Raw genomic sequence first — 25,376 nt, 5'->3', positions numbered from 1 at the left:
TTTCAGCGTCATGCGTAATGAAGAACCAAAAGCCAAACGGCATGGCGACCTGCAGTCCTTCCTTTTCGATCTGCAGCAGCGACGGCTGCTGCTTGTCGTGGAGGAGCCCGTGTCGCTCGTGCATGAACTGACCGCCCTGCACCAGAAAGTGCTTTCCGAGGGTGGCCCCGCCCTCCTCATCAAAAAACCAGTACACGCCGACGGACGGTTCTCCCCGATACCCGTCGTTGTAAATCTGTTCGGTACAAGGCAGCGGATCGAGCTCGGCTTTGGCGTCGGCAAAGCGGGATTGACGGGTCTCGCGAATGACCTGGCCGAGCTTCAGCGGCCGACACCACCCGTGTCGCTCGCCGATGCATGGAGCAAGCTGCCAATGCTCAAGGCGGTGGGCAGCATGCGACCTCGCTTGCGCAGGGCGGCTGCCTCGCAGGAGGTCGTCTACAAGGGACCGCAGATCGATCTCGGGCAGTTTCCGGTACAATGGTGCTGGCCAGGCGAGCCGGCGCCTCTCGTGACCTGGCCGCTGGTGATTACATGCAATCCCGACGACCCCAGGGACGTGAACGTGGGCATATACCGGATGCAGGTCCGCGACCGCTCGTCGCTGATCGTTCGGTGGCTGGCCCATCGTGGTGGCGCGAAGCATTTCCGGCTGTGGCAGCGCAAGGGTCTGGATATGCCGATCGCCGTTGTGATCGGGGCCGATCCGGCGACGCTCCTCGCCGGCGTCATTCCACTCCCCGAAGGCATGAGCGAACTGAACTTCGCCGGCCTTCTGCGCGGATCGAGAACCGAGGTCTCGAGCGCGCTCACCGTCCCGCTTGCGGTCCCTTCAAATGCCGAAATAATTCTCGAAGGCTACGTTTCCGCTGAGGAAACGGCCCCTGAGGGACCCTATGGAGATCATACCGGGTACTACAACTGCGTGGAACCGTTTCCAGTCGTCAGGTTGAGTGCGATAACCACGCGGCGCTCGCCGGTGTATCTCTCGACGTATACCGGGCGCCCGCCAGACGAACCATCACGGCTGGGCGAGGCGATGACCGAGCTTTTCATCCCGATCGTGAAGCGCCAGTTTCCGGAGATCAGGGATCTGTGGCTTCCGCCGGAAGCTTGCTCCTACCGGGCAGTCGTCGTTTCGATCGACAAGCGCTATCCGGGTCAGGCACGCCGCATCATGATGGGGCTGTGGTCGATGCTCCCGCAGTTCAACTATACGAAGCTCATCATCGTCGTCGATCCGGATATCAGCGTCAGGAAGTGGGAGGAGATCATGTGGGCGGTCGCAACCCGGTTCGATGCCTCGCGGGACCTGGTGGTGCTGGAAAACACGCCAATCGACTACCTCGACTTCGCGTCTCCGAAGTCCGGGCTCGGCGCCAAGTTGGGCTTGGACGCCACCAACAAGATCGGCGCTGAGACCGAAAGGGAATGGGGTCGAGTGCTGGAGATGCCCGAAAACCTTGAGGAAAAGGCCGCGCAAACATGGGAAAGGCTGCGACGTGATGCGGGTATCTGAACACAAGGATGTCGTGCTTGCAGTGACAGGAGCGTCAGGCGCAGCGCTTGGCGTCGCCGCGCTCGATTTGCTGGTCTCGCTGAATGTGAGGGTGCATCTCGTTGTTTCCGACAGTGGCTGCCGGACACTCGCTCACGAAGTTGGGGCTGAAGCCCACGGGCGCATGCTGCTCAAGGCACATAGGACATATGACAACAACGACATTGGATCGGCTATCGCGAGTGGTTCGTTTCCGGTCACGGGCATGATTGTTGCACCCTGCTCCATGAAGACGCTGGCAGCGATCTCCACGGGGTTGTCTCAAAACCTGATTTCTCGGGCGGCGGATGTTCAACTGAAGGAAAGGCGCAGGCTGGTCCTGCTCACCCGCGAGACGCCGTTGCACCTCGGACACCTTCGCAACATGGTCACCGTCACGGAAATGGGAGCGATCGTCATGCCGCCCGTGCCGGCATTCTACAATCGGCCCGAGTCCATCCAGGACGTGGTAGACCACCTCGCTCGTCGGGCAGTCGATCTGCTTGGACTTCCTGTCCCGCATCAATCGCGCGCCTGGCTTGGCGAGGCGTTATTCGATCAGCCGAATATTGCAAAAGGGTCGGCGCCGAAAAGCAGGGCATGACCGCCGCCAAACAAGAGCCAGCCAACAAGGATACCGGTCAGGAGAATGGAGGCGACCAAGGGCACGTCGAAGGCGGGTCGCCTTCCAGCCAGAAACGCCCGGAAAGGCAGGATCGAGGTCGGCGCAGCCAGGCTCTCCCACCGTGATCCAAGCCGCCGCTTTGCCCGCTTCTCGATCATCGGTATGGCGCCGATGGCAAAGAGCGCGAAACCGCCGAACAACAGAATGGACCGCAGATCGCCATTGGCGATGATGTGTCCCGCTGCCCAGATCGCGAACCCGAGGAGTACCGGATGGCGGGTGATGCCAACCACGGCGCCAGGTCTTTCCGATGACCGGACGGTGATCGAAAGGGGATTGGGACTAATAAGTCCTGCAATCACCAGGAAGCCGCCCAGGGGGGCCAGGACAAACGTGATCGCCGCATGCCAGGGCTGCAGGTCCCACAAAGGCACGTAGTCAAGTTTCAGCGCAGCGGCAAAGAGCCAGGCCAGGGCCAGCAGTGAGGCTGCTGAATAGGCGACGAAGTAGGTCCGCCTGCCAATCCGACTGATGATGCCTGCTCGAACCGCTGGTGTAGCGGGGATCGAATGAAGCGCCAGAAACACCACAAACGCGGCTAGAAACTCGGTCACGCTCGCCTCCTTTTTCTTGTCGATGGCACGATCTGCACCAACGGGCGTTGAGGAATGTCAAATCAGCCTTGCGAAGTCCTCATCTTTGCGCCAGCGCAAAGAGCGGGGCAATTGCGCTGATAAAGGTGAGCCGTTCAGTCACCTTTTACGGATCACACACAATGCTTCGAGCTACCTGCCTTTGCCTCGCGCCTGTTCTTCTCGCCGCCATGCCTTTTGCTGTGCGCGCCGCGGAATATCCGATCGGAGCGCCGCAGCTCGCGAGTGGGATGGAAGTGGCAGCCGTCTATCTTCAGCCGGTCGAAATGGATCCTCCGGGAATGATGCTTGCAACGGCCGAATCCGATGTTCATCTGGAAGCCGACATACACGCCACGGCCGAGAACGCGAATGGCTTTGCCGAGGGCGACTGGGTGCCGGGTCTTCATGTCGAATACAGGGTGAAGAACCTGGACAACGGCGCCGAACAGGGGGGTGCCCTTGAGGCGATGGTCGCAAGCGACGGGCCGCACTACGGCGACAACGTCAAGCTCTCAGGGCCGGGCCGCTATGCGCTTGAACTCACCGTGCACCCCGGCGGTCACGGCATGATGTCGTTCGGTCGGCATGTCGACAAGGAGACCGGAGTGGCCGCGTGGCCTGAAGCATTTACCCTGAAATATGAATTCGTGTTTGCCGGCGTCGGAAAGAAGGGCGGCTACTGATGTGGCTGCGAACACTCGTTTCGGGGCTCTCGGTCTGCCTCGCGGTCACGCCCGCCCTTGCGCAGGGCGACGATCCGGTCATCCAGATTCACTTCAGCAATGGGATGATCTCGCCGTCCGTCATCGAGGTGCCAGCCAACACGCGTTTCAAGCTTGAGCTTCACAACGACGGCTCGACGCCGGTCGAATTCGAAAGCATTCCGCTGCGCAAGGAAAAGGTGCTCGCTCCGGGCGCCTCAAGCTTTCTCGTGTTTCGCTCGTTGGATGTCGGAACCTATGCCTTCTTCGACGACTTTCACCTCGACATGCCACCGGCGAGCATGATCGCCAAATGAGCGCGAACCTTTATCTGCAGTCCTTCGAGATCGCATCCGTGGTCTGGCGGGAAACATTTGAAGCCTTGCTCGTCGTCGGAATCCTTTTGACCTGGTCGTTGCGGGAGGGGCCTTCCGCTCAAAGAACAGCCGTCGGATGGATTGCCGCGGGGGTTGCCTCTGGCATCCTGTTCGCCGCCGCCCTGGCGCTGATCATGAGCCGGGCCTCCGCACTGCTCGACGGGGATGCTGAGGAAATACTCCAGATGATCATGGCGTCGCTGGCCTCAGTCCTCATGCTGAGAATGGTGTTCTGGATGCGCCGGATGGAACAGGGCGATACCGGGGGACTGCGCAATGAGGCGCTCGGGCATGTACGGGCTGGCAACTGGCTGGGTCTCGCTTCCCTGGCGGCGCTTGCCGTAGCCCGGGAAGGAGCCGAAACAGTCATTTTTCTCTATGGAATGCTCTCTGCGTCCGAAGGGTGGCAGACCGGCATTGTCGTCGTGTCGGGAGCAGTTGGTCTGGTGCTGGCCGCGGGAACGTTCTGGGCGTTTAGGGCCGGTGCGGCGATGGCATCCAAGAAGGTGTTGTCGCGGATCAGTCAGGCGCTCCTCATCATCCTCGGCAGCGGCCTGGCCATGACCGTCATCGACAAGTCGATTTCCCTTGGCATCCTGACGCCCTTGACCGCACCGCTATGGGACCTGAGCTGGCTTCTCGACGATGGCAGGGGGGCCGGCGCCTTCCTCGCCGGGCTCGCAGGCTATCGGGCCCGTCCAGAACTTCTTCCTCTTCTGGGCATCGGCGCCTACTGGCTCACCGCCTCTCTGGCTTACATGCCGCCGCTTAGAGAGAAGGCTCCTGCATGACCGCCATCCAGATTGGCGCGCAGGCGCTTCTTGGCGGCTTTGGCGATCTTCTCCTGCGGCGGCAGGTGTTCATCCGGCGCCTTCAATGGGGGATCGTGGCAGGCTATGCGGCGCTTCTGGCCGTGCCCGTCGTCCTGCCCCTTCCTGCGAGTACCGATTTCATATGGACGAACCTGACGCGCTTTGCTCAATTTGTGTTCTGGGGCCTCTGGTGGCCGTTTGTGATCCTCGCAACGGCGCTCGTCGGCAGGTTCTGGTGCGGGATACTCTGCCCGGAAGGCGCGCTTTCGGAGTTTGCCAGTGAACGGGGCGCGGGGAGGGCGATTCCTGGCTGGATGAAGTGGTCGGGTTGGCCGGTCCTGTCGTTCATTTCCACCACAGTGTACGGTCAGCTTACGAGCATTTATCAGTATCCCAAGCCGGCCGCACTTCTGCTCGGCGGCTCGACATTCGCAGCAATCGCCGTTGGCGCTCGATATGGCAAGGCCAAGAGAGTGTGGTGCCGGTTCCTGTGTCCTGTCAGCGGCATATTCGGCATCGTGTCGAAGATAGCGCCCCTCCATTTCAGGGTGGATCCCGCGAGCTGGCGCCACGCGCCAGGCGGCCGACCCGACGCCGTGAACTGTGCGCCCCTGGTCCCCATCAAGACCATGCAGGGCGCTGCCGCCTGTCACATGTGCGGCCGTTGTTCCGGACATAGGGGCGCGATCCGGCTGGCGTGGCGAAAGCCGGCGATCGACATCGTGCGAGGATCCGGCCGGATGGCGACCGGATGGGAGACTGCGATGTTGCTCCCGGTCATGCTTGGTCTCGTCCCGGCAGCGCTCACCTGGTCGGGCAGCGACTGGTTTCTGGCCATACGCCAGTGGCTGGTGGAAGCCTGCCTCGACGCACAGCTGATGTGGCCGCTTTCGTTACGGCTGCCATGGTGGCTGTTGACCGACTACCCTGCAGCCAGCGATATCATGACGGTCGTCGACGCCGTGTCCCTGCTTGCGCTTCTCGCATTGTCAGCTGCCTTGGCGACCCTCGCTTTTGGGTTCCCTCTGGCAGCGAGCGCCTGGATCCTTCGCAATCGCGTCCGCCCGATGCATCACCTCGCACAATCCCTTATTCCCCTTGCTTCCGCTTCGTTGTTCACGGGCCTTCTGTCGCTGACGATATCGCAGCTGCGGATGGACGGGATCATGTTGCCCATCGCCGACGATCTAAGAAGCGCGCTGGTTCTGGCGGCCGCCGTCTGGTCTGTCGCACTTTGCTATCAGATCACTGGTCTGTACGACCGGTGTTTCGGCCGGCGGCTCCTGGCGACGTGCCTCTTGGCGCTTCCGACGTTGACCTTTGCAGTCGGCTGGGCGGCGTTCAGCTAGCGACGCTCCAGGGTTGCTGGCCTGTTGACAAGGACACCTCTTGTGGGAAGAGGGCATCATTCAGCCGTCGGCGACGCAAACCAATCAGATGCGGTGACCATCGATTGCGACCGATCAAAGCTCTCCATCGCAAAACACTATCGAGATGAAAAACCGCTGGTGCGGAAGGATTTCTGAGTGCCCGGAAGGTTTGGAAAAATCGCCGGCCGCGCACAAGGCATCAGCCTGTCTCAGGAACGCTGCAGACGACCGAAGACCAGCCGGCAAAGCTTGTCCGTGTCGACCTTGCCGGTGCGCGCATCAAGGTCGGGCTTGTGTTCGGCTCCGGCTGCACGGGGAGCTCTGCGCTTCTTGATCTCTACGACGAACGGCTTCTGCTGGGGTCTCATGGTTCTTTTCATTTCTTTTCCGTTGAACCCGCTTGAGCGAGCAATTGATTCAGTGCCTGCACGAAGCCTAGCGAAGCAGGCAAGAGCGCACTTTGACCTCCATCAAAGTTATCAGGAAACGGAAGGCGAATATCGACGCACGCGCCCCTGGCGAAGACATCCCGCATGCCGCAGCGCTTCAAAGGTGTAAGGGGGAGCTACCTGGAATTGGCGGGTTCAAGGAGGTCAGCGAGCGTATGTCTGGCCAGATGACCTTTATAGGCGAGGGCAGCTCCTTGCTCTATCGTCCGCCATCCTTGGAGAGTGTCCAGCGCATCCGACCTGGCCTCGCAGGAAACGAGCGCTGCGGCAACCTCCGCAAGGCAGATCGTCTCTGGCGACCGCGCAAGGAAAAGGCCTCCTCTCTTGCCGCGCCGGCTCGCCAAAAAACCGCGACGAACCAGAAGGTTCGCTGCCTTCGCAAGGTGTGGGTGTGACGCCCCGAAAGCCTCGGCGGTCTCGGCGATCGTAACCCGGAAGGGATGGCGCCCAGCGGCCAAAAGAAGCAGCCGTATGCCGTTGTCCAACATCACGGCCATGGCGGTCTACTCGCGTTCGCCGTCGGCCAGTTTCAGAAGGCGCTGCGGATCGGTGACGGTGAGTTTCTGCCGCCCGCCCTCGACGATACCCTTTGATTCCCACGCGCTGAGGATGCGTGAGACCGTGTGAAGGGTCGTTCCAGTCATCTCCGCGATATCCTGCCGCGATATCGGGAAGTCGATCCGGATGCCAACACCGTCGGCCTTTCCCGCCTGCTTGGACAGGCGGAGCACGGCGTGCGCGACGCGCTTTTCAACTTCCTCCGTCGACATCTCGCGAATTCTGACGTGGGCCTCTTCAAGCCGCTGGCCGATGGTCTGCATCGCAGTCATCGCCAGGCGTGGGTTCTGTTCGACGAAGCGTCCCCACATGTCCGTCGGCCATCCGAGGATCAAGCTCTCGGCCGCGGCACGGGCCGTGCCTGGGTAGTCGGTCCTGCGAAACGCCATGGCGAAACCGAACAAGTCGCCGGGGTGTACCATCCGGACAATGATCTGCTGGCCGTCCTGCGTCACCTGCGTCACCTTGAGCCGCCCATGCAGCAGCAGGAAGAACGACTTCGCCTGTGCCCCTTGCTCGAAAACGGTATCTCCTTGGGCGATGCGACGCGGCACAGCGTGCTCGAGCATCGTGTCGAGGTCGGTGTCCGTCATCCGCTCGAAGAGCGGCAGGGACTTCACTACTGTGCGATCAACCTTCATTTTCGTTCTGCTCCGTCTGGGCGCTGATATGGGGGCCAAGAGCGTCCGTTGCGGCCCTGCGGGCGAACGCCACCACGCTCTGGAAAAACGTGGGACGGCGGACGAGCCGGAAACCGAGATTGTCGGGCGGCGCTCCGACTGCGCAGCCCCCGCCCTTGGGATTTCGAACGAAGCTGCTCATCGGCGACCTGTGCTTACCAGAAGCTATTATAATGCCGCAGCCGGCTGGATCCAGTGTCTCCGTCTCTGCTGTCTTGTCTAGATCGACGCGCCTGTTGCACGTGGAGGTCCATTCCCAGATATTGCCCGCGAAGTCGACAAGGCCGGTCGTGCTGATGCCGAACGAACCTCTCGGCTGCGGCTTGGGGTTGGTCGACGCCGCGCGGCGGGCCTCGCGCTCGTAATCGGCAAGCCAACGTGTCGCCGGGTTCGTGTCGTCGGCGTCGATGCCGAGCGCATCGTCAGGAAAGCGGTCGGCTGCGGCGTATGCAAGTTCAAAGTCGCTCGGCAGGCGCCAGTTCTCGCCTGTCTGCTGCGATAGCCATGCCGCGTACTGCACTGCATCGTCGTAGCTCACCCCTGTGACCGGCAGGTCAGGCCCGGCCTGGCCTTCATATTCGGCCGGTGCACACGCGCCGTCCAGCACGCAGCGCTGATATTCTGCGCGGCTCGTCTGAAACTTCATGACGTCGAGCGGGAGGCGGACCTTCGCGTCGTGCTTTGGCGCGTCGACGGCAAGCCCCTTGCGAAAGTATTCGGTCGCCTCGCGATACTCGAAAGAATGAGGCTGTATGGTGACCACTTCCGGAGCGGTAACTCCACCGTCGTGTTGACTGGACGAAGCAAAACCCGCCTTCACGGCAACCGCTCCGGAGAGCGCGGCCAGAAGAGCGAGTGGAATAGCGATCGAAATGCCTGAAACCGATCCAGTCTCAGCGTGCCTGTTCATGGTCTTTTCGCGAGTAGCGCCTCCTTATAAAAAACGGTGCGCGGACCACCCCCGTCCGCGCACCTCCCCCGCCAATGGTCAACTTGCTTGCGGGCTCTTGACCGACGTCATGAGATCGTCGTTCCAGTCCCCCGTGACCTTGAAGTGGGCCGCCGCACCAAGCTCGAACGCCTCGATCAGGTTGTGGTTCACGTAGGCGTAGATGCCAGGCTGAGCGAAGGTGTAAATCGCAGCGCCTGCGGTACCGCCCGGAATGAACCAGGTCTCCTGGTCGATGTCGGGCACGTTGGCGAACTTGCCGGTCGCCCAGACGTATTCGCCATGGCCACCGATGAGATGCGGACGCGTGTCACGGTTGGCCTGCGAATGAATGATCAGGACCGTTTCGCCGACCTTGGCGGTCATCGCGTTGTCGCCAGTCAGTGCACCGACCGCGCCGTTGAAGACGATATGGGTCGGCGTAAGGGTCTTCATCACCGCAACGGTGTCCTCGTAGGCCTCGCCGGGGCTTTCGTATTTCTTGAATTTCCCGGTTTCATCCCGAGGGATGTAGAAGTCCTGTTCGCCAACATAATAGACCTTGTCATAGACGAGCGGCTTTCCGTGACCGTCTGTCAGGCCTTCACGCGGCAGCACCATGATTGCCCCGTTCATCCCCGATGTCACGTGCCAAGGCACCATTCCGGGAGGAGCGCAGTGGTAGACGAAGACGCCTGCCTTCGTGGCTTTGAAGCGCAGGACGGTGCTTTCACCGGGGTTCACGACGGTCAGAGCGCCACCCCCAAGGCCGCCGGTCGCGGCGTGGAAGTCGATGTTATGCTGCATCGTGTTGGTTTCGGGATTGACGAGCGTCAGCTCGACATAGTCATCCTGGTGGACAACCATCAGCGGGCCGGGGACCGAGCCGTTGAACGTCATGGCGTTCACTTCCGTGCCGTCCTTGTCCAGCACCATCTTCTTTTCTTCGATGGTAAGCGTGAATTCCTTGATCTTTGGGCCACCCTTGGCCTTCTGATCGTGAGCGTGCACAAACGGCGGCTTTACGAGTTCGACCTTTTCACGAGCCAGCTTCGACAGGTCGACCTTCTTGGCACCCTTGAGTTCCGCGGGGGCGGCATGATCGTCGGCATGGGCAGCGGTGCTCGCGACGATGATGGGTGTAAGCGCCCCTGCGACAGCGGCGCCGGTCAGCATGGTGCGCCGGGTCATTTGCATAGTATTTGTCATTTCCCAACTCCTGTGGTCGAAGAGCGAGCGAACCCCGCCCTGTCGACAAGGAGAGTAGAGAAAAGGCGGTCAAACTCTTTGACTTGGCGCAAATTTGCTATTTGTGGCAGCGCAAAGTTGTACTGTCCCTATTTGCGTAATATCAACGACCTGCGCTCCAAAACTTGGCATTGCTTGGCCGTCAATTTGGAGACTACGATCATGCAGAAGACCATGGACGCCGAGACGCGCGTCCCCCGCGGCATGTCGCGGACCGGCCTTGTCCTCTTCTCGTATGGCTTCCGGCCATTCTTTCTAGCATCTGCGCTTTGGGGCATTGTCAGCATGGGCCTCTGGACCGCCTACCTGACGCTTGGTGTTCCGGTCGCTGAAGACTATGGGACACTATATTGGCACGCCCACGAGATGCTGTTCGGCTTCGCGCCCGCAATACTAGCGGGATTTCTGCTCACGGCAATACCGAACTGGACGGGCAGACTTCCGATAGCCGGGCGACCGCTGGCCTTCCTGTTCTCGATCTGGTGCGCTGGCCGCCTCGCGATGTTGGCGAGCGGTCTTACAGGAGTTGTGGCAGCCGCTTTTGTCGACGCCCTCTTCTTGCCCGCAATGCTTGTCCTGTGCACGCGAGAAGTAGTCGCAGGCAAGAAATGGAAGGACCTGAAGGTTGTCGCCGGGCTTTTCATCCTGTCCGTCGCCAACGTCTGCTTCCAGGTGAAGGCAATCAACGGGGTAAACCCCGAGCTGCCTATTCGTCTCGGGCTGAGCGCCTACGTGCTGTTGGTGACAATCGTCGGCGGCCGAATCCTTCCCAGTTTTACCCGCAACTGGCTGAACCAGTTCGGGCGAACCGACTTTCCCGTACCGTACAATCGGTATGACGCGGCAACGATCATCGTGGGCGCAGTCGCGCTCGGATCCTGGGCGGTCTGGCCAGACGCGATCGCGACCGGCATCGTCGCCGCTGTCGCGACGGTGATGAACGTCATTCGCCTGTACCGTTGGCGCGGCTGGACCACTTGGGCGGAGCCGATCGTGTTCGTTCTACATGCCGCCTTTGCCTTCGTGCCATTGGGATTTGCCGCCGTCGCTCTTGGTGCCACAGGCCTACCCCAGATCGCAGTACTGCATGTCTTCGCCATCGGCGCCATTTCGCTGATGATGCTGGCCGTCATGACGCGTGCCACTCGCGGCCATACCGGACGCAAGCTCAAATCGAGCAGGATGACGAACGCATCCTATGTCGTTCTTGCCTTCGTGGCTCTTCTGCGACCGCTTGCAGAAATCGCGCCATCGTTCACTGCACAGATATTGATGACTTCGGCGATCGGATGGATGGCTGCGTTGGCAATGTTTGCATTCGAGCATGCCCCGATGCTCTGCACTGGCCGCAAGCCGTTGACCGTCAGGGGAAAATGAGTGTCGGACAGCGTTCCGCGCCGAGCGTTTCGGCGCGGTCGTCCGATAGCCGAAAGGGGAAGTGGCAAGACGCGCGATGACGGTCCTGTGGCGCTCACGAGGTCGGGGCCATCAGCAGCGAACGCTCCAGAGAGACGGGCGGGAACAAGCGACAGGGTGGGGCAACCGCTTCGTACCCGATTACGAGCCCTGCGGTCCCTTTGCGACAAATCTTGTCTCTTCGCTCAAAATGCTGCCGTTTGAGCCCACGATTGCAATCCAGATGCGGTTGCCGAAACGGACCGAAAGGCGCGTCCTGCCGGCGTCGTCACCAATACCGGCCTCGACTGTGCCACGGACAAGGCCTCGCTTCATGTAGCCCCGAAGCGTCTCTGCCGACAGGCCAAACCGGCCTGCCAGATAGGAAGCATCTACGGCGAGGTTATCAAGGTCGATGTTCACAGTTTGATGCCTTTCTATCCTTGGCCGTCGTCAGGCTGGCTGCTCGAATGAAAACAGCGCGGCCATGTCTGGCGACCATGGAGGATCGTAGACGAGATCGACAACGACATCGATCACGCCGTCGACCTCGGCGGCACGGTTCTTTACCGCCTCGACGATGAAGCCCGATACCGGACAGAAGCGCGTGGTCGTGGTCATCTTGATCCTTACGATGCCTGTGGGGTCGGTATCTATCTCGTAGATGAGACCCAGGTCCACGATGCTGGTTCCGACCTCCGGGTCCTTGATTCCCCGGAGCACGTCGAGGATCATCTTCGGAGAGAGATCAGCCATCCGAACCTGCCGGCGTCGCTCTGATCATGATCCTGTAAACCTTTCCGCTGTCGTCGAAGTTCCCGATCCACTCATGGCCGCGGTCCTTCAGCTCATTGAAGAGAAAAACCGGTTCACGGTTCAGCAGGGCGAAAAGGACTTCGCCGCTTTCCATCGTCTCGAGCCGCGCGAGGATACGCTCCATCGGTTCGGGAGGCGGAAGGTCGGTTAGATCGAGGTTCCAAACCGGATCGGGCCAGATGGCTTCCGTCGCCGGGGCCGCCGGCTCAGGTTCGACAGCTTGGTCGCCGGGGACGAAATCGATCTCCCAGTCATCCTCCGAAAGCTTTCGAGCGACGTGCGAGTAGCCCCGCTGCTCGAGCTGACGGATCAGGGGAACCGGCTGGAATATCACATGGAGCCTAAGTCCCTCGCCAGGATCAAGGCTGGAGACGGTATCCATGATCAATTGGAACGGCATCCCGCCGTCCCGCAGGATCTGACGTACGTCGAGTTCACGAAGCTGAACCATTGGCGTTACCCCTTTGATTAACGGCGAAAAGAAGCGCCGGCTTTTTGAATGGTGCTGTCTTCATCGAAGCATCTATATTTGCGAGTGAGCGAGCAAGGACAAGCTCGATGATGAGGGCAGCGGTCGAGAAGGTCTGGAAGATGACGGCAACACGGAAAAGGCCGTCGAAAGCCAAAGATATTGCAAACGACGCGACGACAACCGCGCCGTAGAAGAGCCAAAGCCAGATCGCGGCCCGGCCTCCCGATACGAGATCGGAGAGACGCGGTGTCTGCCGGCGTCCGAGGAGGGGGCCGAAGACCTCGATCCACGTCAGGAAGGGAACGATCTTGAGCAATTGGGCAAGACCCAGGCCCGTCAGCCAGCCGAAGACGAACAGGTAGACCGCGGCTGCGAGAAAATGGCTCCCCACGTTGTATGCGAGGCCTGTGGCCAGCATCGACATTGACAGTCCGAGTAGCGTGAAGGCCGGCAGTGATCCGGACATGTTCACCTCCAGAGGCCCGCGGCGGCGTCCTTTGTAGGCCGATATCAACTCCAGTACATATATGGCGATCGCTACAGCGAACACTGTTGCTGCCGCTGCCAGCAACCATTGGGAAACGGTCGGCCACGTCAGTGAAATCGCAGTCGCCACCGCCAGCACGACCATACTCACGCCAGCCATGTTGGCGATAAGTTGCGCCCGCTTCATGTCGTCGGACAACAGGAACATCGGGAGCAATTTATAGCTTACGCCGATGGCCGCCAGCGTCATCCACCCCCCGAGGCCGAAGCTTGCGTGGAAGGGAATCCCGTGGAGCAGAAGGACGATGAAAACCGGTGCCTGGGAGACACCCGAAACGGTGACAGCAAAGAGCGAGCCGAGGGCGGCTGTTGCCGCGAGGCAACCGATTGCGATCAGGACGAGGGGCGATGCCGGATGGCTTTTGCGACCGCGCCACAGCACCAGCAGCAACGCAGCTCCCACCCAGGAAAGCGAAGGCGCCAGAGTGGCGACCGCAGCGAGCATCACCCCGCCCGCGAGTTCGGATCCACGGTCGATCAGATGGAAGCCCAGCAGCAGAAGAGCAAGCCCGGCGACGATGCCGCCGAGGCCAAGGACGTCGTACCGTCCTTTGGGAAGGCTCAACCCCGTAAGAACCGGTGCGAACTGGAGCAGCGCGCCAATCATCAAGAGGGCAAGCCATCCAATCGTTACAGAGTGCACGACGATGAGGGCGCGAGGATCGCTGACGTCGACGGATGGCGCCCAGCTTCCTGTTGAAAGCAGAACCTCCGCAAACAGCAGAAAGAGGAGCGCTGCGCCGAAGTAGCACATGGTCCATCGCGACAGACTGGCGCCCATTGGCATCATCGTGCTTCTCCGGTGCTAGTGGCTGCCGCAGCAGCAGTCGCAGCCGGCGTCGAGACGGGTGATCTCCACACGCCAGACCTCCGGCCCCTGCTCCAGGTATTCCCAGGAAAACTTTCCAGGAAGTGCCGTTTCCAACTGGTATTGAAGCGGCCGGGGTTCGTGATCACTGGTGATATGCAAAACCTTTCCAGGCGTCAGCGTATGCAGCGTGCCGAAGATTTGGGGATGACGCTCAAATGGCGGCAGTACACGCACGTCGATATGCGTGATTTCGCTTTGCGTGGAGGGCGCGTCAGTCATGTGATTGTTCCTTCAGCCGCTGGCATGATGATCGACGGGACCGCGGCGCATCCGTTGTCAGTTGGCAACGATAGGCTTGCGCGGATTGGGGCACTTTGACAGCGAACAAACATCGAGGAGGTTTGACCCGTGCGAATTCGTTTTCATTGACATATGACAAGGAAATGCAGGCGGCGGGCAGACATAAGAGCGCGATGATCCTCAAGAAAGGAGATCGACATGTCGGAAGCTCTGGTCGCCAAATACGGCGACGCCCGACTCCCGCGCTACACAAGCTATCCAACCGCACCGGCATTCGCTGCGACAGTTGGACCTGACGAATACGCGCAAGGGCTTCAAGCCATATCCGCCTCGGACCCTGTCTCGATCTATCTGCACGTGCCCTTTTGCCGCTCGATGTGCTGGTACTGTGGATGCCACACGACCATCACCCGGCAGGACGCACCGATCCTGGAATATCTCGACGTCATGAGCCAGGAGATCGAACTGGTGTCGTTTGCGGCCGGAAACAATGTGCCGGTCAAGAACGTCCACTTCGGAGGTGGAACACCCACGATCATGAAGCCCCACGAGTTCGCGGCGCTCATGATGAAACTCAGGAGCGCCTTTCAGTTCGAGCACGACGCCAGCGTGGCAGTCGAAATCGACCCGCGCACACTCGCGCCAGAAATGATCGCGGCGATGGGAGAGAACGGCGTTGATCGTGCCAGCCTCGGCGTGCAGAGTTTCGATCCCGTCGTTCAGAAGGCCATCAACCGCATCCAGACCTTTGGTCAGACCCAGGCAGCCGTCGCAGGGTTGCGCTCCTTCGGGGTGACGAGCATCAATTTCGACCTGATCTATGGCCTGCCACATCAAACTGTCCAATCGTGCGTGGATACGGTCAGACAGGCAGTCGAATTGAGCCCCGAGCGCTTCGCTGTTTTTGGATATGCTCATGTCCCGGCCTTCAAGAAGCATCAACGGCTTATAGATGAAGCCGCGTTGCCGGATGCCGCGCAGCGAAACGAGCAGGCCGAGGCGGTGGCGGAGGAACTCGTCAACTGTGGCTATGTCCGCATTGGCCTGGATCACTTTGCGCTGCCAGGTGACGAGCTCGCAGTTGCCTCCAGCGCCGGCACCCTCCACAGGAACTTCCAAGGTTACACCACGGATGACTGTGCCACCCTGATCGGCCTTGGCGCCTCCGCGATAGGAAGGCTGCCGTCCGGTTACTACCAAAATCACGTGGCGCTGGGCCGCTATGCTGAACGGGTCGCATCCGGTGTTTTGCCCACAGCGAAAGGCTATATGCTAACCGGGGAAGACAAGCTTCGTGCCAAAGTGATCGAGCGCCTGATGTGTGACTTCGAGGTGGATCTGCCGAAGCTGGCCGAGGAATCAGGATACGAGAGCGGTTTTCTGCTCGACAGGAACGACCGGTTGCAGGCGCTTGTCTCGGACGGCGTAGTCACGATCGAGGAGGGCCGGGTGGTCGTTTCAAGGAGCTCCCGCTTTATGGTCAGGGCGGTTGCTGCCGCGTTCGACGCCTATTTCGGGTCCTTGGGACGATCTCACAGCAAGGCAGCCTAAGCTGGTCGGCGCCCGCTTCTTCATGGCGTGTTGACCTTTCGCCTTCTCTGCTGGCCGGGACGGTTTCGGCCAGACGCAACTCGCCAGACCGTATCCGCCATTTCCGGCAATCTCTGGGGTCTCGCTCGTCGCCATTGGCAGGGTTGGCGGCCAGGCTCCCCTTGCGAGCACCGTCGCCGCGCTGCCAATCTCAATCCTGCCGCGCAGCATCTCGTGGATGGAAGTTCGCGGTGAGCCTGTTTCGGTGAAACTCGCCGCCAGAAGGCGGCATCGTTCGTCAAATGATCGGCGTGACATGGGGGATGGTCCGCGAGCTGGCAACATCATTGTTTCGATGCTCCTGTCCGGCGCCCCTTTTGCGGGCGACCAGTCGCAGAACCAAGGGCGCCTGGCTTGCGCGCGAGCGCCGCCGGAAATCTTCCCAGCCCCTCAGCCTCGACGTCGGCCCCCAATGCCAAAAGAACCGCCTGGATCGCCAGCACAGACGCCCGCACATAAGCCCCTGGCAGTGATCGTAGTCCCGCTATGCCGTCAGGTTTCGATAGATCACAGGAAGAGCGCTCGGAAGCTTCGCAATATTTGAGACCAGCGAGAAGCCCGACCGCCCGAAGATCGCGGGAAGGTAATCGCCAGCATTGCGGTCGACTGTGACCGCAAACACTGCCTGGCCGCGATTGCGGGCCTCCATCACCGCCCGTCGGGAGTCCTCGAGCGCGAACCGGCCTTCGTAATGATCCACGTCGTTCGGCTTTCCGTCGGTCAGAATCAGCAGCAGCTTCTTCCTTGCCCCCTGTAATTCGAGTTGCTTAGATACGTGTCGGATCGCCGCGCCCATGCGGGTGTAGTAGCCGGGCTTCAAGCTGGCGATGCGCCTGGCGGTCGTGGCGGAGAACTGTTCCTCGAAGCGCTTTACACTGTCCACCCGGATCCAGCTATGTCGGCGAGACGTGAACGTGTCGATCGCAAAGCTGTCGCCGCAGGCGTCGAGGCCACGAGCCAGCACGTTAAGCGCCTGCATCTCCACGTCGAGCACCCGCCGATTGTCGAGCCACGAATCCGTGGATAGCGAGACGTCGACCAAAATGGATGTGGCCAGCTCATGGGCCGCAGGACGCGACGATTCGTAGATGCGGTCATCGGGATAACCGGTGGCCAGAAGATCGATGCGCGAGCGCACCACCGCTTCAAGATCGATTTCGTTTCCGTCCAGCTGTGCTCGGCAGATCTCACGTCGTGGCCGAAGGATCTCGAACTGCTTACGTACCTTCCGGATCACGGACTGGTCGCCTGCAATCGGGGAAATCTCCGTGTCCTGAATTGTCCCGAGCACGACCCGGCAATGGTCTTCAGCGTACTGTTGTGTTCTGAAATTCCATTCCGGATAGAGCAACTCGCCTTCTATTCGCGAAGGATCAACGGCTTCGGGGGAGAGGTCGAGATCGAAGTGGAACTTTGACTTCGGCCGCTCCTTGGTTCCGCTGAGCGTGATGTCGTCGAGCTCGTCGGCAGCCGACGTTTCGTCGTCCTCCCTGTCGTCCGTCGGGCGGTCTACATTGACCATTTCCGCCATGGCGAGGATCTTCTCGAAGCGGTTGAGAATAAACGGGTCGCGCTTTCGGTCGGCGGCATCGTCCTTTCGCTTTGCCTCGTGAGAAACTCGCTTTCCATCGTCATCAGATGATGTGTCGTCGGATGGAAGGTCGTCTCGGTCGGTCGGTTGGCATTCCGCCCGCCCGGTGAAGTCGGGCCAGAGGGGAACGGGAAGCATCGGCAGGTATCCGGGAGGAGCCGCCGCAAGAGCGGGCCGGCACCCCGACGGGAGGACATGCTCCAAGGGGAAGGAGAGGGCACTCTTCACGAAATCTTCAACAAGCATCTCTGCCTGAGGGAGTTTCCCGCGAACGCGGCAGGAAAGGACCGCATGGCTGAGGCGGGCATATCGCTCCGCCATTCCGGGGAATTCCCTGACCAACCGCGCGCAATTGCTGCGCCCCGCCTCGATCCGGGCGATGTCGCCCAGCATCCTGTCGCTGGAGGCCTGCCCCGGCATCTGTGCGACAGCGATATATCCCGCGATCCAGAAGTAGAGGTCACGATTGAGCCTCTCGTCGTGGAAGAGGTCGATCGTGGCCGGTAGATGGATCGCGGAACTGTCCCAGGATGGATGATCGCTTCTTTCCTCGCCGAGACCGACAACCTGGCGAAGCCGCAGACGATGAGACGAGGTTTTCTGGCGCGCCTTCTGGATCTGAAGCGTGCGCCCGCCACCAAAGGCGCGGAAGCAGACCGCGAGCTGCGCCTTTAGGTCGGCAAGATGGACAGCGTGCTCCGGATGGCGCTTCCAGGAGCTGGTATCGCCTACGAGGCGATGCCAGGTGCGTCCAACGGTTTCTTCCAGCTCCAGAAACTCAAGCATCTCGCACCTAGCCTATCGTCGCCCTGGCAACTTCAATGAGCGCCGCCTTGACATCGGCCTCGTCGGTCAGTGGTTCAATAATTGCGGCCCTGACGGCTTCGACCATGGGAATTCCGGCCTCGACAAGCGTCGCGCAATAAATCAGGAGCCGGGTCGAAACGCCTTCCTCGAGATCCTGTCCCTTCAACGAGCGGAGCCGTCGGGCGAGATCGACGAGAGACGCGACCCTGGCTTCAGGAAGCCCGCTCTCGCGCGAGACGGTGGCGATTTCCTTGTCCCGCGGCAGAAAGTCGAATTCGATCGACACGAAACGTTGCCGCGTGCTGGGCTTCAGCGCCTTCATAAGGTTCTGGTAGCCGGGATTGTAGGAAACGACGACCATGAAGCCCGACTGTGCCTCGAGAAGCTCGCCGGTTCTTTCCAGGGGAAGGATCCGGCGATCGTCAGTGAGCGGATGGAGGACCACTGCCACGTCCTTGCGCGCCTCGACGATCTCATCGAGATAGCAGATGCCACCGTTGCGAACCGCCTTTGTGAGCGGGCCGTCGATCCATACGGTCTCGCCTCCCTTCAGGAGGTAGCGACCGGTCAGGTCTGCCGCGGTCAGGTCGTCGTGGCAGGATACGGTCGATACGGGCAGCCCCAGGCGGGCTGCCATGTGCTGTACGAACCTGGTCTTGCCACATCCTGTCGGGCCCTTCAGCAGGACCGGAAGTTGCCGCGTCCAGGCGCTTTCGAAAAGGGCGCATTCATTGCCTTGAGGCGCATAGTAGGGAATTTCGTCCTTTGGATGCAGCGGATGATTGAGGGCTATTGTCATGACTGATCTCCAGTGAGGGGGCCCGCCTTATTCGGCGGGCTGTACTGCTGCGTTGGGCATGCGTGCGCGTCCGGGGACAAGCACCGACCAGATGAACATCAGCGCGCTGATGAAGACGAAGACGCCGGAGCCGAGCCTGACCCAGTAGAAGAGGGCGAGCTGGTCCTGGACGTCCATGTAGGACTGACCGAGAACGCGCTGCAGATGAACCTGGATGACGCCCGCGAAGGTCAGCGCGAAAGTCATGACCGACATCGCCCCGCACATGATCCAGAAGCTGCTGATCGAGAGCCACTGGTTGTATGGCGCGCGTCCGCGGATCTGCGGGATGGCGTAGGCCATGGCGGCGAGATTCAGCATCACGTATGCACCGAAGAAGGCGAGGTGACCGTGAGCGGCGGTGACCTGCGTGCCGTGGGTGTAGTAGTTCACCGACGACAGCGTATGCAGGAAGCCCCAGACGCCGGCCCCGAAGAAGGCCATTACAGAACATCCGATCGACCAGAGGAGGGCCGCCTTGTTCTCATGCTTGCGTCCAGCCCTCCAGGTCATGACGAAGGTGAAGACGACCATGGTGAAGAACGGTGCGACTTCGAGGGTGGAGAACAGCGAGCCGATCCACTGCCAGTATCCAGGTGCGCCGATCCAGTAGTAGTGATGGCCGGTGCCGAGGATGCCTGAAAAGAGGGCCAGGCCGATGATGACATAGAGCCACTTCTCGACGACTTCGCGGTCGATACCGTTCAACTTGATCATGAGGAAGGCCAGAACCGAGGCCATGATCAGTTCCCACACGCCTTCGACCCACAGGTGAACGACGTACCACCAGTACATTTTGTCCAGAGCAAGGTTTACGGGGTTGTAGAAGGCGAACAGGAAGAAGATTGCAACGCCCCATAGACCGAACAGAAGGATGTTGGTGATGGTGGTCTTGCGCCCCTTGAGAGCCGTCATCGTGACGTTGAACAGGAACATCAGGGCGACAATGACGATACCGACCTTGATGGCAAAGGGCTGCTCCAGGAATTCCCGGCCTTCGTGAATATGGAAGAGGTATCCGACGACCGCCACTGCGGCGGCCACGAGGAAGATCCAGAACTGCGCCTTTGCGAGTTTCGGACTGTAAAGCTCCGTCTCGCACTCCTCGGGAAGGAGGAAGTATGTGGTGCCCATGAAGCCCATGAGCAGCCATACGATCAGTGCGTTCGTATGTACCATTCGAACGATGTTGAAAGGCAGCATGACGGAGAGAGTGTTGGGCAACACGTAGATTGTGCCCGCGATCACGCCGAACAGGAGCTGTGCCATGAAGAGGCCGAGCGCTCCGTAGAAGTAGAGCATCGCAACACTCTGAGTTTTGTACTTCATCTTAAAAACCTCTCCTGTCAGCCGGCTTGGTTCGGTGGCCAGTTTTGGGTGTTCGTCTTGCTGACCCATTCGAGGAAATCGGCAAGGTCGTTGACCTCCTGGTCAGTCAAATTGAATTGTGGCATCTGCCTGCGCCCCTCGATGCCTGATGGCTGAGCGGCCATCCACGCATGAAGCGCCTCGCGGGCACTTGCCGGATCCTTGTCGCCGCCCCAGCGTATCCAGACGTTCGACAGTTCCGGCGCGAAGTAGGCGCCTTCACCGTCAAGCGTATGGCAGTTGATGCAGGAGTTCTTTTCCCAGATGTGTTTTCCGCGGGCGACGCCTTCTGTCAGGGTCGCCTCGTTGGTGGACACCGTTCGAATGTAATAGTGGCTGTGGGCCGTAAGGCCCACGAATATAGCGAAGAAGAAAGCGGACCCGCCGTAGAACACGTTTCGGGCCGCGGTTTTGGTCAGGCGTTCAGCCATCGATCATCCTTTCATGTCAGTGGCGGTGCCGCCGTGACGTCGGAAATCGAGCCAGGGGCTCGTTATTGGTGGATGGCCGAATTCCGCCGGGGGGTCTTTGTCAATTCGCAAGTAAGCGAAGGATTACGCATTGTTGGTGAGGTCTTTGCTCGGCGGCGGGCGTCATAGAAAGGCAGCCGGATGTCGACAGACCAACGTTGCCGGGCTGGACACCGGGAAGACGTCGAAGCCCGCTCCGAAGGGCCGCTCCGTCGATAGCAAAATAGCGTCACGTCATTGCGAGGGGCACCTGCGCCGGCACCGACCCGATTACCTTGCCGCGCTCGACGGATTGCTTTGTCTGCTCTGGACCAGTGCGATCTAGAAAAACGTGCCCGAAGCGAGGGTCTTCAGCAATGCCATGGAAAGGATGGTCATCGCCCATGCAATCAAGGCTGGGTAAATCGGCGAACGGCGACCGCGAAGTCCAAGGAAATCGGCAGCAACCAACCTGACTTTTGCGATCGCAACAACGACCACAAGCGCCATGAACGCCGGTCTTGATGCGACGCCCAGATAGGTCGATCCGATGGCAATGCATCCGGTGAGCGCGAAGAGATAGGCAAGCGCCTTGGTCGGACGTGCGGAAGTCCGGTTTTCGATTTTCATAGAAGGTAGACCAGCGGAAACATTACGAGCCACACAATGTCGATGACGTGCCACAGGGTCGTCATCAGGTGGACGTTCTCACGGGAAGGGAAGCGAGCTATCAGGGCGAGCACGCAAGAGCCGAAGAGCACATGCGCCAGGTGGAAGCCCGTTATCAGCACATAGAGCGTCGAGAACGCGTCGTTTGAAAGAAGGGACGCTCCCTCCCGACCGTACTCATGGACCTTCAGGGCAGTGAAGAGAAATCCTCCTGCCGCAGCTGCGAGCAACAATAACCGCCGCTCCAACAATTTCGTTTGCCGGGCGGCCATTGCGGCAAACCAACCGCTTGCAAGCAGGACGACCGTGTTTGCCATGGGTATGGTGGTGTCCAGCCTTGCCCTGCCTGCGAGGAAGTCCTCCGGACTAATCCAGGAGGCTATCACAAACGCAGCCAGGAGAGCCCCGAACGCGGCCAGTTCGCTCCAGGCAAGAATCCAAACAAGCAGGTCGCCAGTTCCAGGCTCCGCGAGATCGTCTGATGTCGTCGAGGTCATGCGCCCTCGATAGGCAATGGATCTGCTTTCTTCTTTGAGGAAACGCAAAAACCCCAGGGTCCTCGCATCAGCGGTCAATCCAGTCGGCAAGGTTTTGTTTACCAAGACATGAGACCTTGGTGCCGTCCTAGACGATATCCGGGACGGCAAAGGCTGGCATTTCGTATTCAGTAGCCAGCCTGTTCCCCCACTTCTTCTTGCTCCTTCCGTCGCTTCCGGGCCTGCTGTTGTCTCTTTGATCGATCTCAAAGACCTCTGTTCTCGACAAGTCTATGGTCCGCTTCAAAGGAGAACATAATGACCGACGCCCAGATCGGACTTTCCATAGCCACCCCTGTGATCGTCATTTTCGCAATCACGCTCTACCGCATGGGCGTCCTGCAGCGGACGGGCGTCGTGTCAGCCGTCCTTGCCGCCGTTGCGATCGCCGCAAGCCTCTTTCTGCAAAGGTAGATGGCGATCATGCAAATGCCGAACAAATTCGCCGAGCTCGAGGCCTGCTACGGGCAGCTTGTATCGTGGTGCGACCTTCTGGAAGCGATTGCCGATTTTCTTCCCTGCCACGTAGACGAGAGGCTGTGTGACACCGTGACGGGCGGCCTGATCCCGCTGCTCCAGGCAACCCACGGCCTGGAGGAACATGTTGTTTCTGCGTCACTGCATGCAATCATGCCGGACCATGATCGCGTGGAGGCCGAAAATAGAAGATCCACCGAACGCCTGTTCGACATGGATGCCGCGCAAGAGGTGGTCGACGTCCTGCTGGCTTTGAAGAACGGCGACTGCAGGCTGTCGTGGGATGCCATCGGATATCTCCTGCGATCGTTCTTCTGCTTGATGCGGCGACGCATCAAGGCCGAACGGGAAATCGTAGGGCAGATCCGGAAAGCACTTGCGCGACATGAGGGCATGACCGTTCTGGACGCACAGCTCGCGACTGAGATCGTCTAAGTGCGTCTGTTTGAACAGTAAGCTTCGGGGTGATTGTGATGTCGTCGCCGGCGACCTTTTAAAGGCGGAACCGACGCCACCCTCGAACAGCTCGGCAATGGGGCCGCCAATCTTCAACCGGGCCACGAATCAATCGCCTCATCTGTGATATCCGCCCAAAATCCTCCTTTCCAATTGTAGCGGCGCGCGACCAGACAACCGGGCCTGGCGGGTGCAGCGTGAACTTGAACCGGGTGACTACGCCGAGTTGCCGCCGCAGCAGAGCCGAACGATCGGTTGTTGTTTAGAGCAATAGAGCGACGTAGCCGCACCGCTTGCAGCGGGTTACAATAGCTGCACAATGTTCAAGAGATTTCTCATGGAACGGGAAGATCGCCCCGGAAAGGCTTGGCTTTCCCGGTTCGTTGCTGGGCGAGCGGAAGCAGAACGATGGTATTTCGGCCATCAAGCATCACCGACGCCAACGGCGAAGGATTGCCGCGCGGCCTTGGTGAATTACATGCCGAAGTTGACGCTCCACTACGACCGCGCGTGCGACCTCGTTGGCGACGATGACGTGGCGCATCGAATGCTCAGTCACTTCCGTCCTGCGCCAGAACGCCACGGCTGCAGTCAGGCCGTCTGGTTGGGAAGAGGAGGGCCAGCCCTCATCCGCAATTTCGATTACCCACCCGATATTGTTTCGGAACGATTTGAGATCACAGCGTGGTCGGGAATGCGGGTGATCTGCAAGGCGCAGCGGCCCTGGGGAGGCTGTGTCGATGGTATGAACGAGGACGGACTTGTCGCCAGTGTCACCCTTGGCGGCAGCCGTGCTCAAGGACTTGGCTTCTCGATCATTTTGATCATCCGCTACATCCTCGAAACTTGCCACGATGTAAGTCAGGCGGTGGCGACGCTCTGCCGAATACCAGTAGCGCTCCCACAAAACGTGACCGTCCTCGACCGTTCAGGGCACTACGCCACAGTGCTGCTCGCTCCCCACCAGCGGCCGATCGTTACAAGGTTGAAGGCCTGCACGAACCATCAGCGAACCGCCAGGCCCTCATCGTCATCATTGGCGCGCCAGCATCTGATTCAGCAGGCGATCGATGATCCAACCATGACACTCTCGCGACTGACCGATCTATTTCTTTTACCGCCGTTGTATTCCAGGAACGGTTCCTTTCCGACGCTTTACACTGCCGTCTACCGCCCCGTGGAAGGGAGAGTGGACTATATCTGGCCCGGCAAGCGCTGGTCCCAAGGTTTCGAGGATTTCGAAGAAGACGAGTATATGCACAGCTATGGCTAGCCACTCACTCCTTCCACAGCGATAGTTCTGCCACCGAACAATCAGCAGCAGTCGCCACCTCTCTCGGCGGATATATCGTGTCTATCTTCGCGCATATCGACAGCAAATGGCTGGCGTGTTGGCGAGGAGACTGACCGAGTGGGCTTCGCAACTACGCGCTGCTCCGTCCATAAGCTTGCCAGCCCCCAGGATCTTGCCGCCGGCGGTCGAGGTGTCGTTCGCCTTCTTCCACTTCGTGTCGCAGGTCGCGGCGTTGCCGACGTGTGTTTTCGTGGCTCTCTCCCCGGGGACGGCTGGTCTTCTTGGGCGACGCCAATCGGTTGCTCTGCGAAGCCAAGCGTCTAAGGTTTCATCCTCAGCTAACACACACCGGGCGAAGCTAAAGGCGCGCAGGAAAGCCAGTCCCATGGCTATCGGCGCTACCATGCGGCCGGAAGGGGTAGCTGTGACCCACTGTCGTCGGCCAAACTATGGGGTGGGCGCCAAGAGGCCGTCCGCCTGGCGGTGCTCAGACTGATACTTGCGCAGAGCTGCCAAAGGCCCAACACGGCGCCGATCGGTTGAGTATCTTCGAATGTCGGCTGGGCGAGAATTTGGACTTCTGCCAGCTTCGGCTTGCTATCAAAGAGAGGCCCATTGAGGGCCTCTTTTCATCTTGATTGGCTTTATGACACAAGTATTTAGGTGCTACCGATGGTTGCCGTTATTGCCCGAGTTGCCGTGGCTCCCATTGCTGCCCGAGCTGCCGCCGCTTTGGTTGCCGCTTCCGCTGTTCGAACCCGTGCCATTGCCATTGCCTTCATTGCCGGTGCCGTTTCCGCCGCCGTTTCCGCCGCCATTCCCGCAGTTGCCGCCGCACTGATTTCCGCCAGTGTTCGAATTGCCGCTGTTGCCTGGGTTGTCGCCGCCCTGACTGCCGCTGCCCTGGTCGCCGTTGGTCTGGCTACCGCTGGTGCCGGAATTGTCGCCCGCGGAGTTGCCGCCACCCTGGCCGCTGCCTGCGGCGCTGTTGCCGCTCTGGTCGCCGGAGCCGCCGTTGCCACCTTGGTGGCCACGGTTGCC

Annotated in this window: 28 protein-coding genes; 12 read left to right on the top strand and 16 right to left on the bottom strand. The window is 60.2% G+C overall.

Going from position 1 to position 25,376, the window contains the following annotated elements; all coding sequences use genetic code 11:
* Nucleotides 1-10: 10 nt before the first annotated feature.
* Both AF71_RS05940 and AF71_RS05935 read left to right on the top strand, forming a co-directional pair.
* Entirely contained in the window at nucleotides 11-1,519 is a 1,509-nt protein-coding gene (locus tag AF71_RS05940) for a UbiD family decarboxylase (RefSeq protein ID WP_169680322.1), read from the top strand.
* Nucleotides 1,506-2,141, top strand: a complete 636-nt coding sequence (locus AF71_RS05935; RefSeq protein ID WP_169680321.1) for a UbiX family flavin prenyltransferase — start codon at nucleotides 1,506-1,508, stop codon at nucleotides 2,139-2,141. The genes AF71_RS05940 and AF71_RS05935 overlap by 14 nt, the downstream gene beginning before the upstream one ends.
* Here AF71_RS05935 and AF71_RS05930 read toward each other — a convergent pair.
* On the bottom strand, nucleotides 2,096-2,776 hold the full coding sequence (locus tag AF71_RS05930; protein ID WP_025660788.1) for an NnrU family protein: 681 nt from the start codon (nucleotides 2,774-2,776) through the stop codon (nucleotides 2,096-2,098). The genes AF71_RS05935 and AF71_RS05930 overlap by 46 nt on opposite strands.
* A gap of 161 nt (nucleotides 2,777-2,937) precedes the next feature.
* On the opposite strand from AF71_RS05930, the gene AF71_RS05925 reads away from it, so the two are divergent.
* The 4 genes from AF71_RS05925 to AF71_RS05910 are packed head-to-tail and all read left to right on the top strand — an operon-like array spanning nucleotide 2,938 to nucleotide 6,036.
* Nucleotides 2,938-3,480 (top strand): iron transporter, encoded by a 543-nt coding sequence (locus AF71_RS05925; RefSeq protein WP_025660787.1) that lies wholly within the window; start codon nucleotides 2,938-2,940, stop codon nucleotides 3,478-3,480.
* On the top strand, nucleotides 3,480-3,815 hold the full coding sequence (locus tag AF71_RS05920; RefSeq protein ID WP_169680320.1) for a cupredoxin domain-containing protein: 336 nt from the start codon (nucleotides 3,480-3,482) through the stop codon (nucleotides 3,813-3,815). The genes AF71_RS05925 and AF71_RS05920 overlap by 1 nt, the downstream gene beginning before the upstream one ends.
* Nucleotides 3,812-4,666, top strand: a complete 855-nt coding sequence (locus AF71_RS05915) for an FTR1 family protein (protein WP_169680319.1) — start codon at nucleotides 3,812-3,814, stop codon at nucleotides 4,664-4,666. The genes AF71_RS05920 and AF71_RS05915 overlap by 4 nt, the downstream gene beginning before the upstream one ends.
* Nucleotides 4,663-6,036, top strand: a complete 1,374-nt coding sequence (locus tag AF71_RS05910; RefSeq protein WP_169680318.1) for a 4Fe-4S binding protein — start codon at nucleotides 4,663-4,665, stop codon at nucleotides 6,034-6,036. Before AF71_RS05915 ends, AF71_RS05910 begins: the two co-directional genes overlap by 4 nt.
* A gap of 230 nt (nucleotides 6,037-6,266) precedes the next feature.
* Here AF71_RS05910 and AF71_RS05905 read toward each other — a convergent pair whose 3' ends face one another.
* From AF71_RS05905 to nirK, 4 genes are all read right to left on the bottom strand, one after another.
* Complete coding sequence (locus AF71_RS05905) at nucleotides 6,267-6,437, bottom strand: hypothetical protein (protein ID WP_156828727.1); 171 nt, start codon at nucleotides 6,435-6,437, stop codon at nucleotides 6,267-6,269.
* Nucleotides 6,438-7,009: 572 nt separating this feature from the next.
* Nucleotides 7,010-7,705, bottom strand: coding sequence for a Crp/Fnr family transcriptional regulator (locus AF71_RS05895; RefSeq protein WP_169680316.1), 696 nt, complete (start codon nucleotides 7,703-7,705; stop codon nucleotides 7,010-7,012).
* Nucleotides 7,695-8,654, bottom strand: a complete 960-nt coding sequence (locus tag AF71_RS05890; protein WP_169680315.1) for an SUMF1/EgtB/PvdO family nonheme iron enzyme — start codon at nucleotides 8,652-8,654, stop codon at nucleotides 7,695-7,697. Before AF71_RS05890 ends, AF71_RS05895 begins: the two co-directional genes overlap by 11 nt.
* Nucleotides 8,655-8,732: 78 nt before the next feature.
* Nucleotides 8,733-9,881, bottom strand: a complete 1,149-nt coding sequence (nirK, locus tag AF71_RS05885; protein ID WP_062368251.1) for a copper-containing nitrite reductase — start codon at nucleotides 9,879-9,881, stop codon at nucleotides 8,733-8,735.
* A gap of 201 nt (nucleotides 9,882-10,082) precedes the next feature.
* Here nirK and AF71_RS05880 point away from each other — a divergent pair, with 201 nt between their 5' ends.
* On the top strand, nucleotides 10,083-11,297 hold the full coding sequence (locus AF71_RS05880; RefSeq protein WP_169680314.1) for an NnrS family protein: 1,215 nt from the start codon (nucleotides 10,083-10,085) through the stop codon (nucleotides 11,295-11,297).
* Between the two features lie 180 nt (nucleotides 11,298-11,477).
* Here the strand turns inward: AF71_RS05880 and AF71_RS05875 are convergent, their stop codons facing one another.
* From AF71_RS05875 to AF71_RS05855, 5 genes are read right to left on the bottom strand one after another with little or no spacing between them, the layout of a single operon-like run.
* Nucleotides 11,478-11,738: a DUF6522 family protein gene (locus AF71_RS05875; protein ID WP_169680313.1), complete on the bottom strand. Its 261-nt coding sequence runs from the start codon at nucleotides 11,736-11,738 to the stop codon at nucleotides 11,478-11,480.
* A 30-nt stretch (nucleotides 11,739-11,768) separates the two neighbouring features.
* Nucleotides 11,769-12,071 carry an iron-sulfur cluster assembly protein gene (locus tag AF71_RS05870; RefSeq protein ID WP_169680312.1) on the bottom strand — a complete coding sequence of 101 codons (303 nt, stop codon included), beginning with the start codon at nucleotides 12,069-12,071 and terminating at the stop codon, nucleotides 11,769-11,771.
* Complete coding sequence (locus AF71_RS05865) at nucleotides 12,064-12,582, bottom strand: DUF2249 domain-containing protein (RefSeq protein ID WP_025660775.1); 519 nt, start codon at nucleotides 12,580-12,582, stop codon at nucleotides 12,064-12,066. Before AF71_RS05865 ends, AF71_RS05870 begins: the two co-directional genes overlap by 8 nt.
* On the bottom strand, nucleotides 12,566-13,939 hold the full coding sequence (locus tag AF71_RS05860) for a hypothetical protein (RefSeq protein ID WP_169680311.1): 1,374 nt from the start codon (nucleotides 13,937-13,939) through the stop codon (nucleotides 12,566-12,568). Before AF71_RS05860 ends, AF71_RS05865 begins: the two co-directional genes overlap by 17 nt.
* Nucleotides 13,940-13,954: 15 nt before the next feature.
* Nucleotides 13,955-14,239, bottom strand: a complete 285-nt coding sequence (locus AF71_RS05855; RefSeq protein ID WP_062368245.1) for a DUF2249 domain-containing protein — start codon at nucleotides 14,237-14,239, stop codon at nucleotides 13,955-13,957.
* Nucleotides 14,240-14,458: 219 nt separating this feature from the next.
* On the opposite strand from AF71_RS05855, the gene hemN reads away from it, so the two are divergent.
* Nucleotides 14,459-15,811 (top strand): oxygen-independent coproporphyrinogen III oxidase, encoded by a 1,353-nt coding sequence (hemN, locus tag AF71_RS05850; RefSeq protein ID WP_169680310.1) that lies wholly within the window; start codon nucleotides 14,459-14,461, stop codon nucleotides 15,809-15,811.
* 523 nt (nucleotides 15,812-16,334) lie between these two features.
* On the opposite strand, the gene AF71_RS05845 is transcribed toward hemN, so the two are convergent.
* From AF71_RS05845 to AF71_RS05820, 6 genes are all read right to left on the bottom strand, one after another.
* Entirely contained in the window at nucleotides 16,335-18,227 is a 1,893-nt protein-coding gene (locus AF71_RS05845) for a VWA domain-containing protein (protein ID WP_169680309.1), read from the bottom strand.
* A 7-nt stretch (nucleotides 18,228-18,234) separates the two neighbouring features.
* Nucleotides 18,235-19,047: a CbbQ/NirQ/NorQ/GpvN family protein gene (locus AF71_RS05840; RefSeq protein ID WP_169680308.1), complete on the bottom strand. Its 813-nt coding sequence runs from the start codon at nucleotides 19,045-19,047 to the stop codon at nucleotides 18,235-18,237.
* Nucleotides 19,048-19,074: 27 nt separating this feature from the next.
* Entirely contained in the window at nucleotides 19,075-20,415 is a 1,341-nt protein-coding gene (locus tag AF71_RS05835; RefSeq protein WP_018856217.1) for a cbb3-type cytochrome c oxidase subunit I, read from the bottom strand.
* A 17-nt stretch (nucleotides 20,416-20,432) separates the two neighbouring features.
* Entirely contained in the window at nucleotides 20,433-20,885 is a 453-nt protein-coding gene (locus tag AF71_RS05830) for a cytochrome c (protein ID WP_018856218.1), read from the bottom strand.
* Nucleotides 20,886-21,245: 360 nt separating this feature from the next.
* Entirely contained in the window at nucleotides 21,246-21,533 is a 288-nt protein-coding gene (locus AF71_RS05825) for a hypothetical protein (protein WP_169680307.1), read from the bottom strand.
* Nucleotides 21,530-22,069 carry a cytochrome c oxidase subunit 3 gene (locus AF71_RS05820; RefSeq protein WP_169680306.1) on the bottom strand — a complete coding sequence of 180 codons (540 nt, stop codon included), beginning with the start codon at nucleotides 22,067-22,069 and terminating at the stop codon, nucleotides 21,530-21,532. The genes AF71_RS05825 and AF71_RS05820 overlap by 4 nt, the downstream gene beginning before the upstream one ends.
* A 297-nt stretch (nucleotides 22,070-22,366) precedes the next feature.
* Between AF71_RS05820 and AF71_RS05815 the strand changes: the two genes are divergently transcribed.
* From AF71_RS05815 to AF71_RS05800, 4 genes are all read left to right on the top strand, one after another.
* Entirely contained in the window at nucleotides 22,367-22,522 is a 156-nt protein-coding gene (locus tag AF71_RS05815) for a hypothetical protein (RefSeq protein WP_018856222.1), read from the top strand.
* Between the two features lie 9 nt (nucleotides 22,523-22,531).
* Nucleotides 22,532-23,020 carry a hypothetical protein gene (locus AF71_RS05810; protein ID WP_025660766.1) on the top strand — a complete coding sequence of 163 codons (489 nt, stop codon included), beginning with the start codon at nucleotides 22,532-22,534 and terminating at the stop codon, nucleotides 23,018-23,020.
* Nucleotides 23,021-23,360: 340 nt separating this feature from the next.
* A complete protein-coding gene (locus AF71_RS05805; protein WP_169680305.1) occupies nucleotides 23,361-24,314 on the top strand; it encodes a C45 family autoproteolytic acyltransferase/hydolase in 954 nt (317 codons plus the stop codon).
* A gap of 693 nt (nucleotides 24,315-25,007) precedes the next feature.
* A partial coding sequence (locus tag AF71_RS05800) for a hypothetical protein (RefSeq protein ID WP_169680304.1) occupies nucleotides 25,008-25,376 on the top strand: 369 nt, incomplete at its 3' end.

The organism is Rhizobium sp. 57MFTsu3.2 (assembly GCF_012932765.1).
Classification (GTDB): domain Bacteria; phylum Pseudomonadota; class Alphaproteobacteria; order Rhizobiales; family Rhizobiaceae; genus Rhizobium; species Rhizobium altiplani.
Note: the sequence above shows the minus strand (reverse complement) of the source record. Positions and strands in the feature narration are given on the sequence as shown.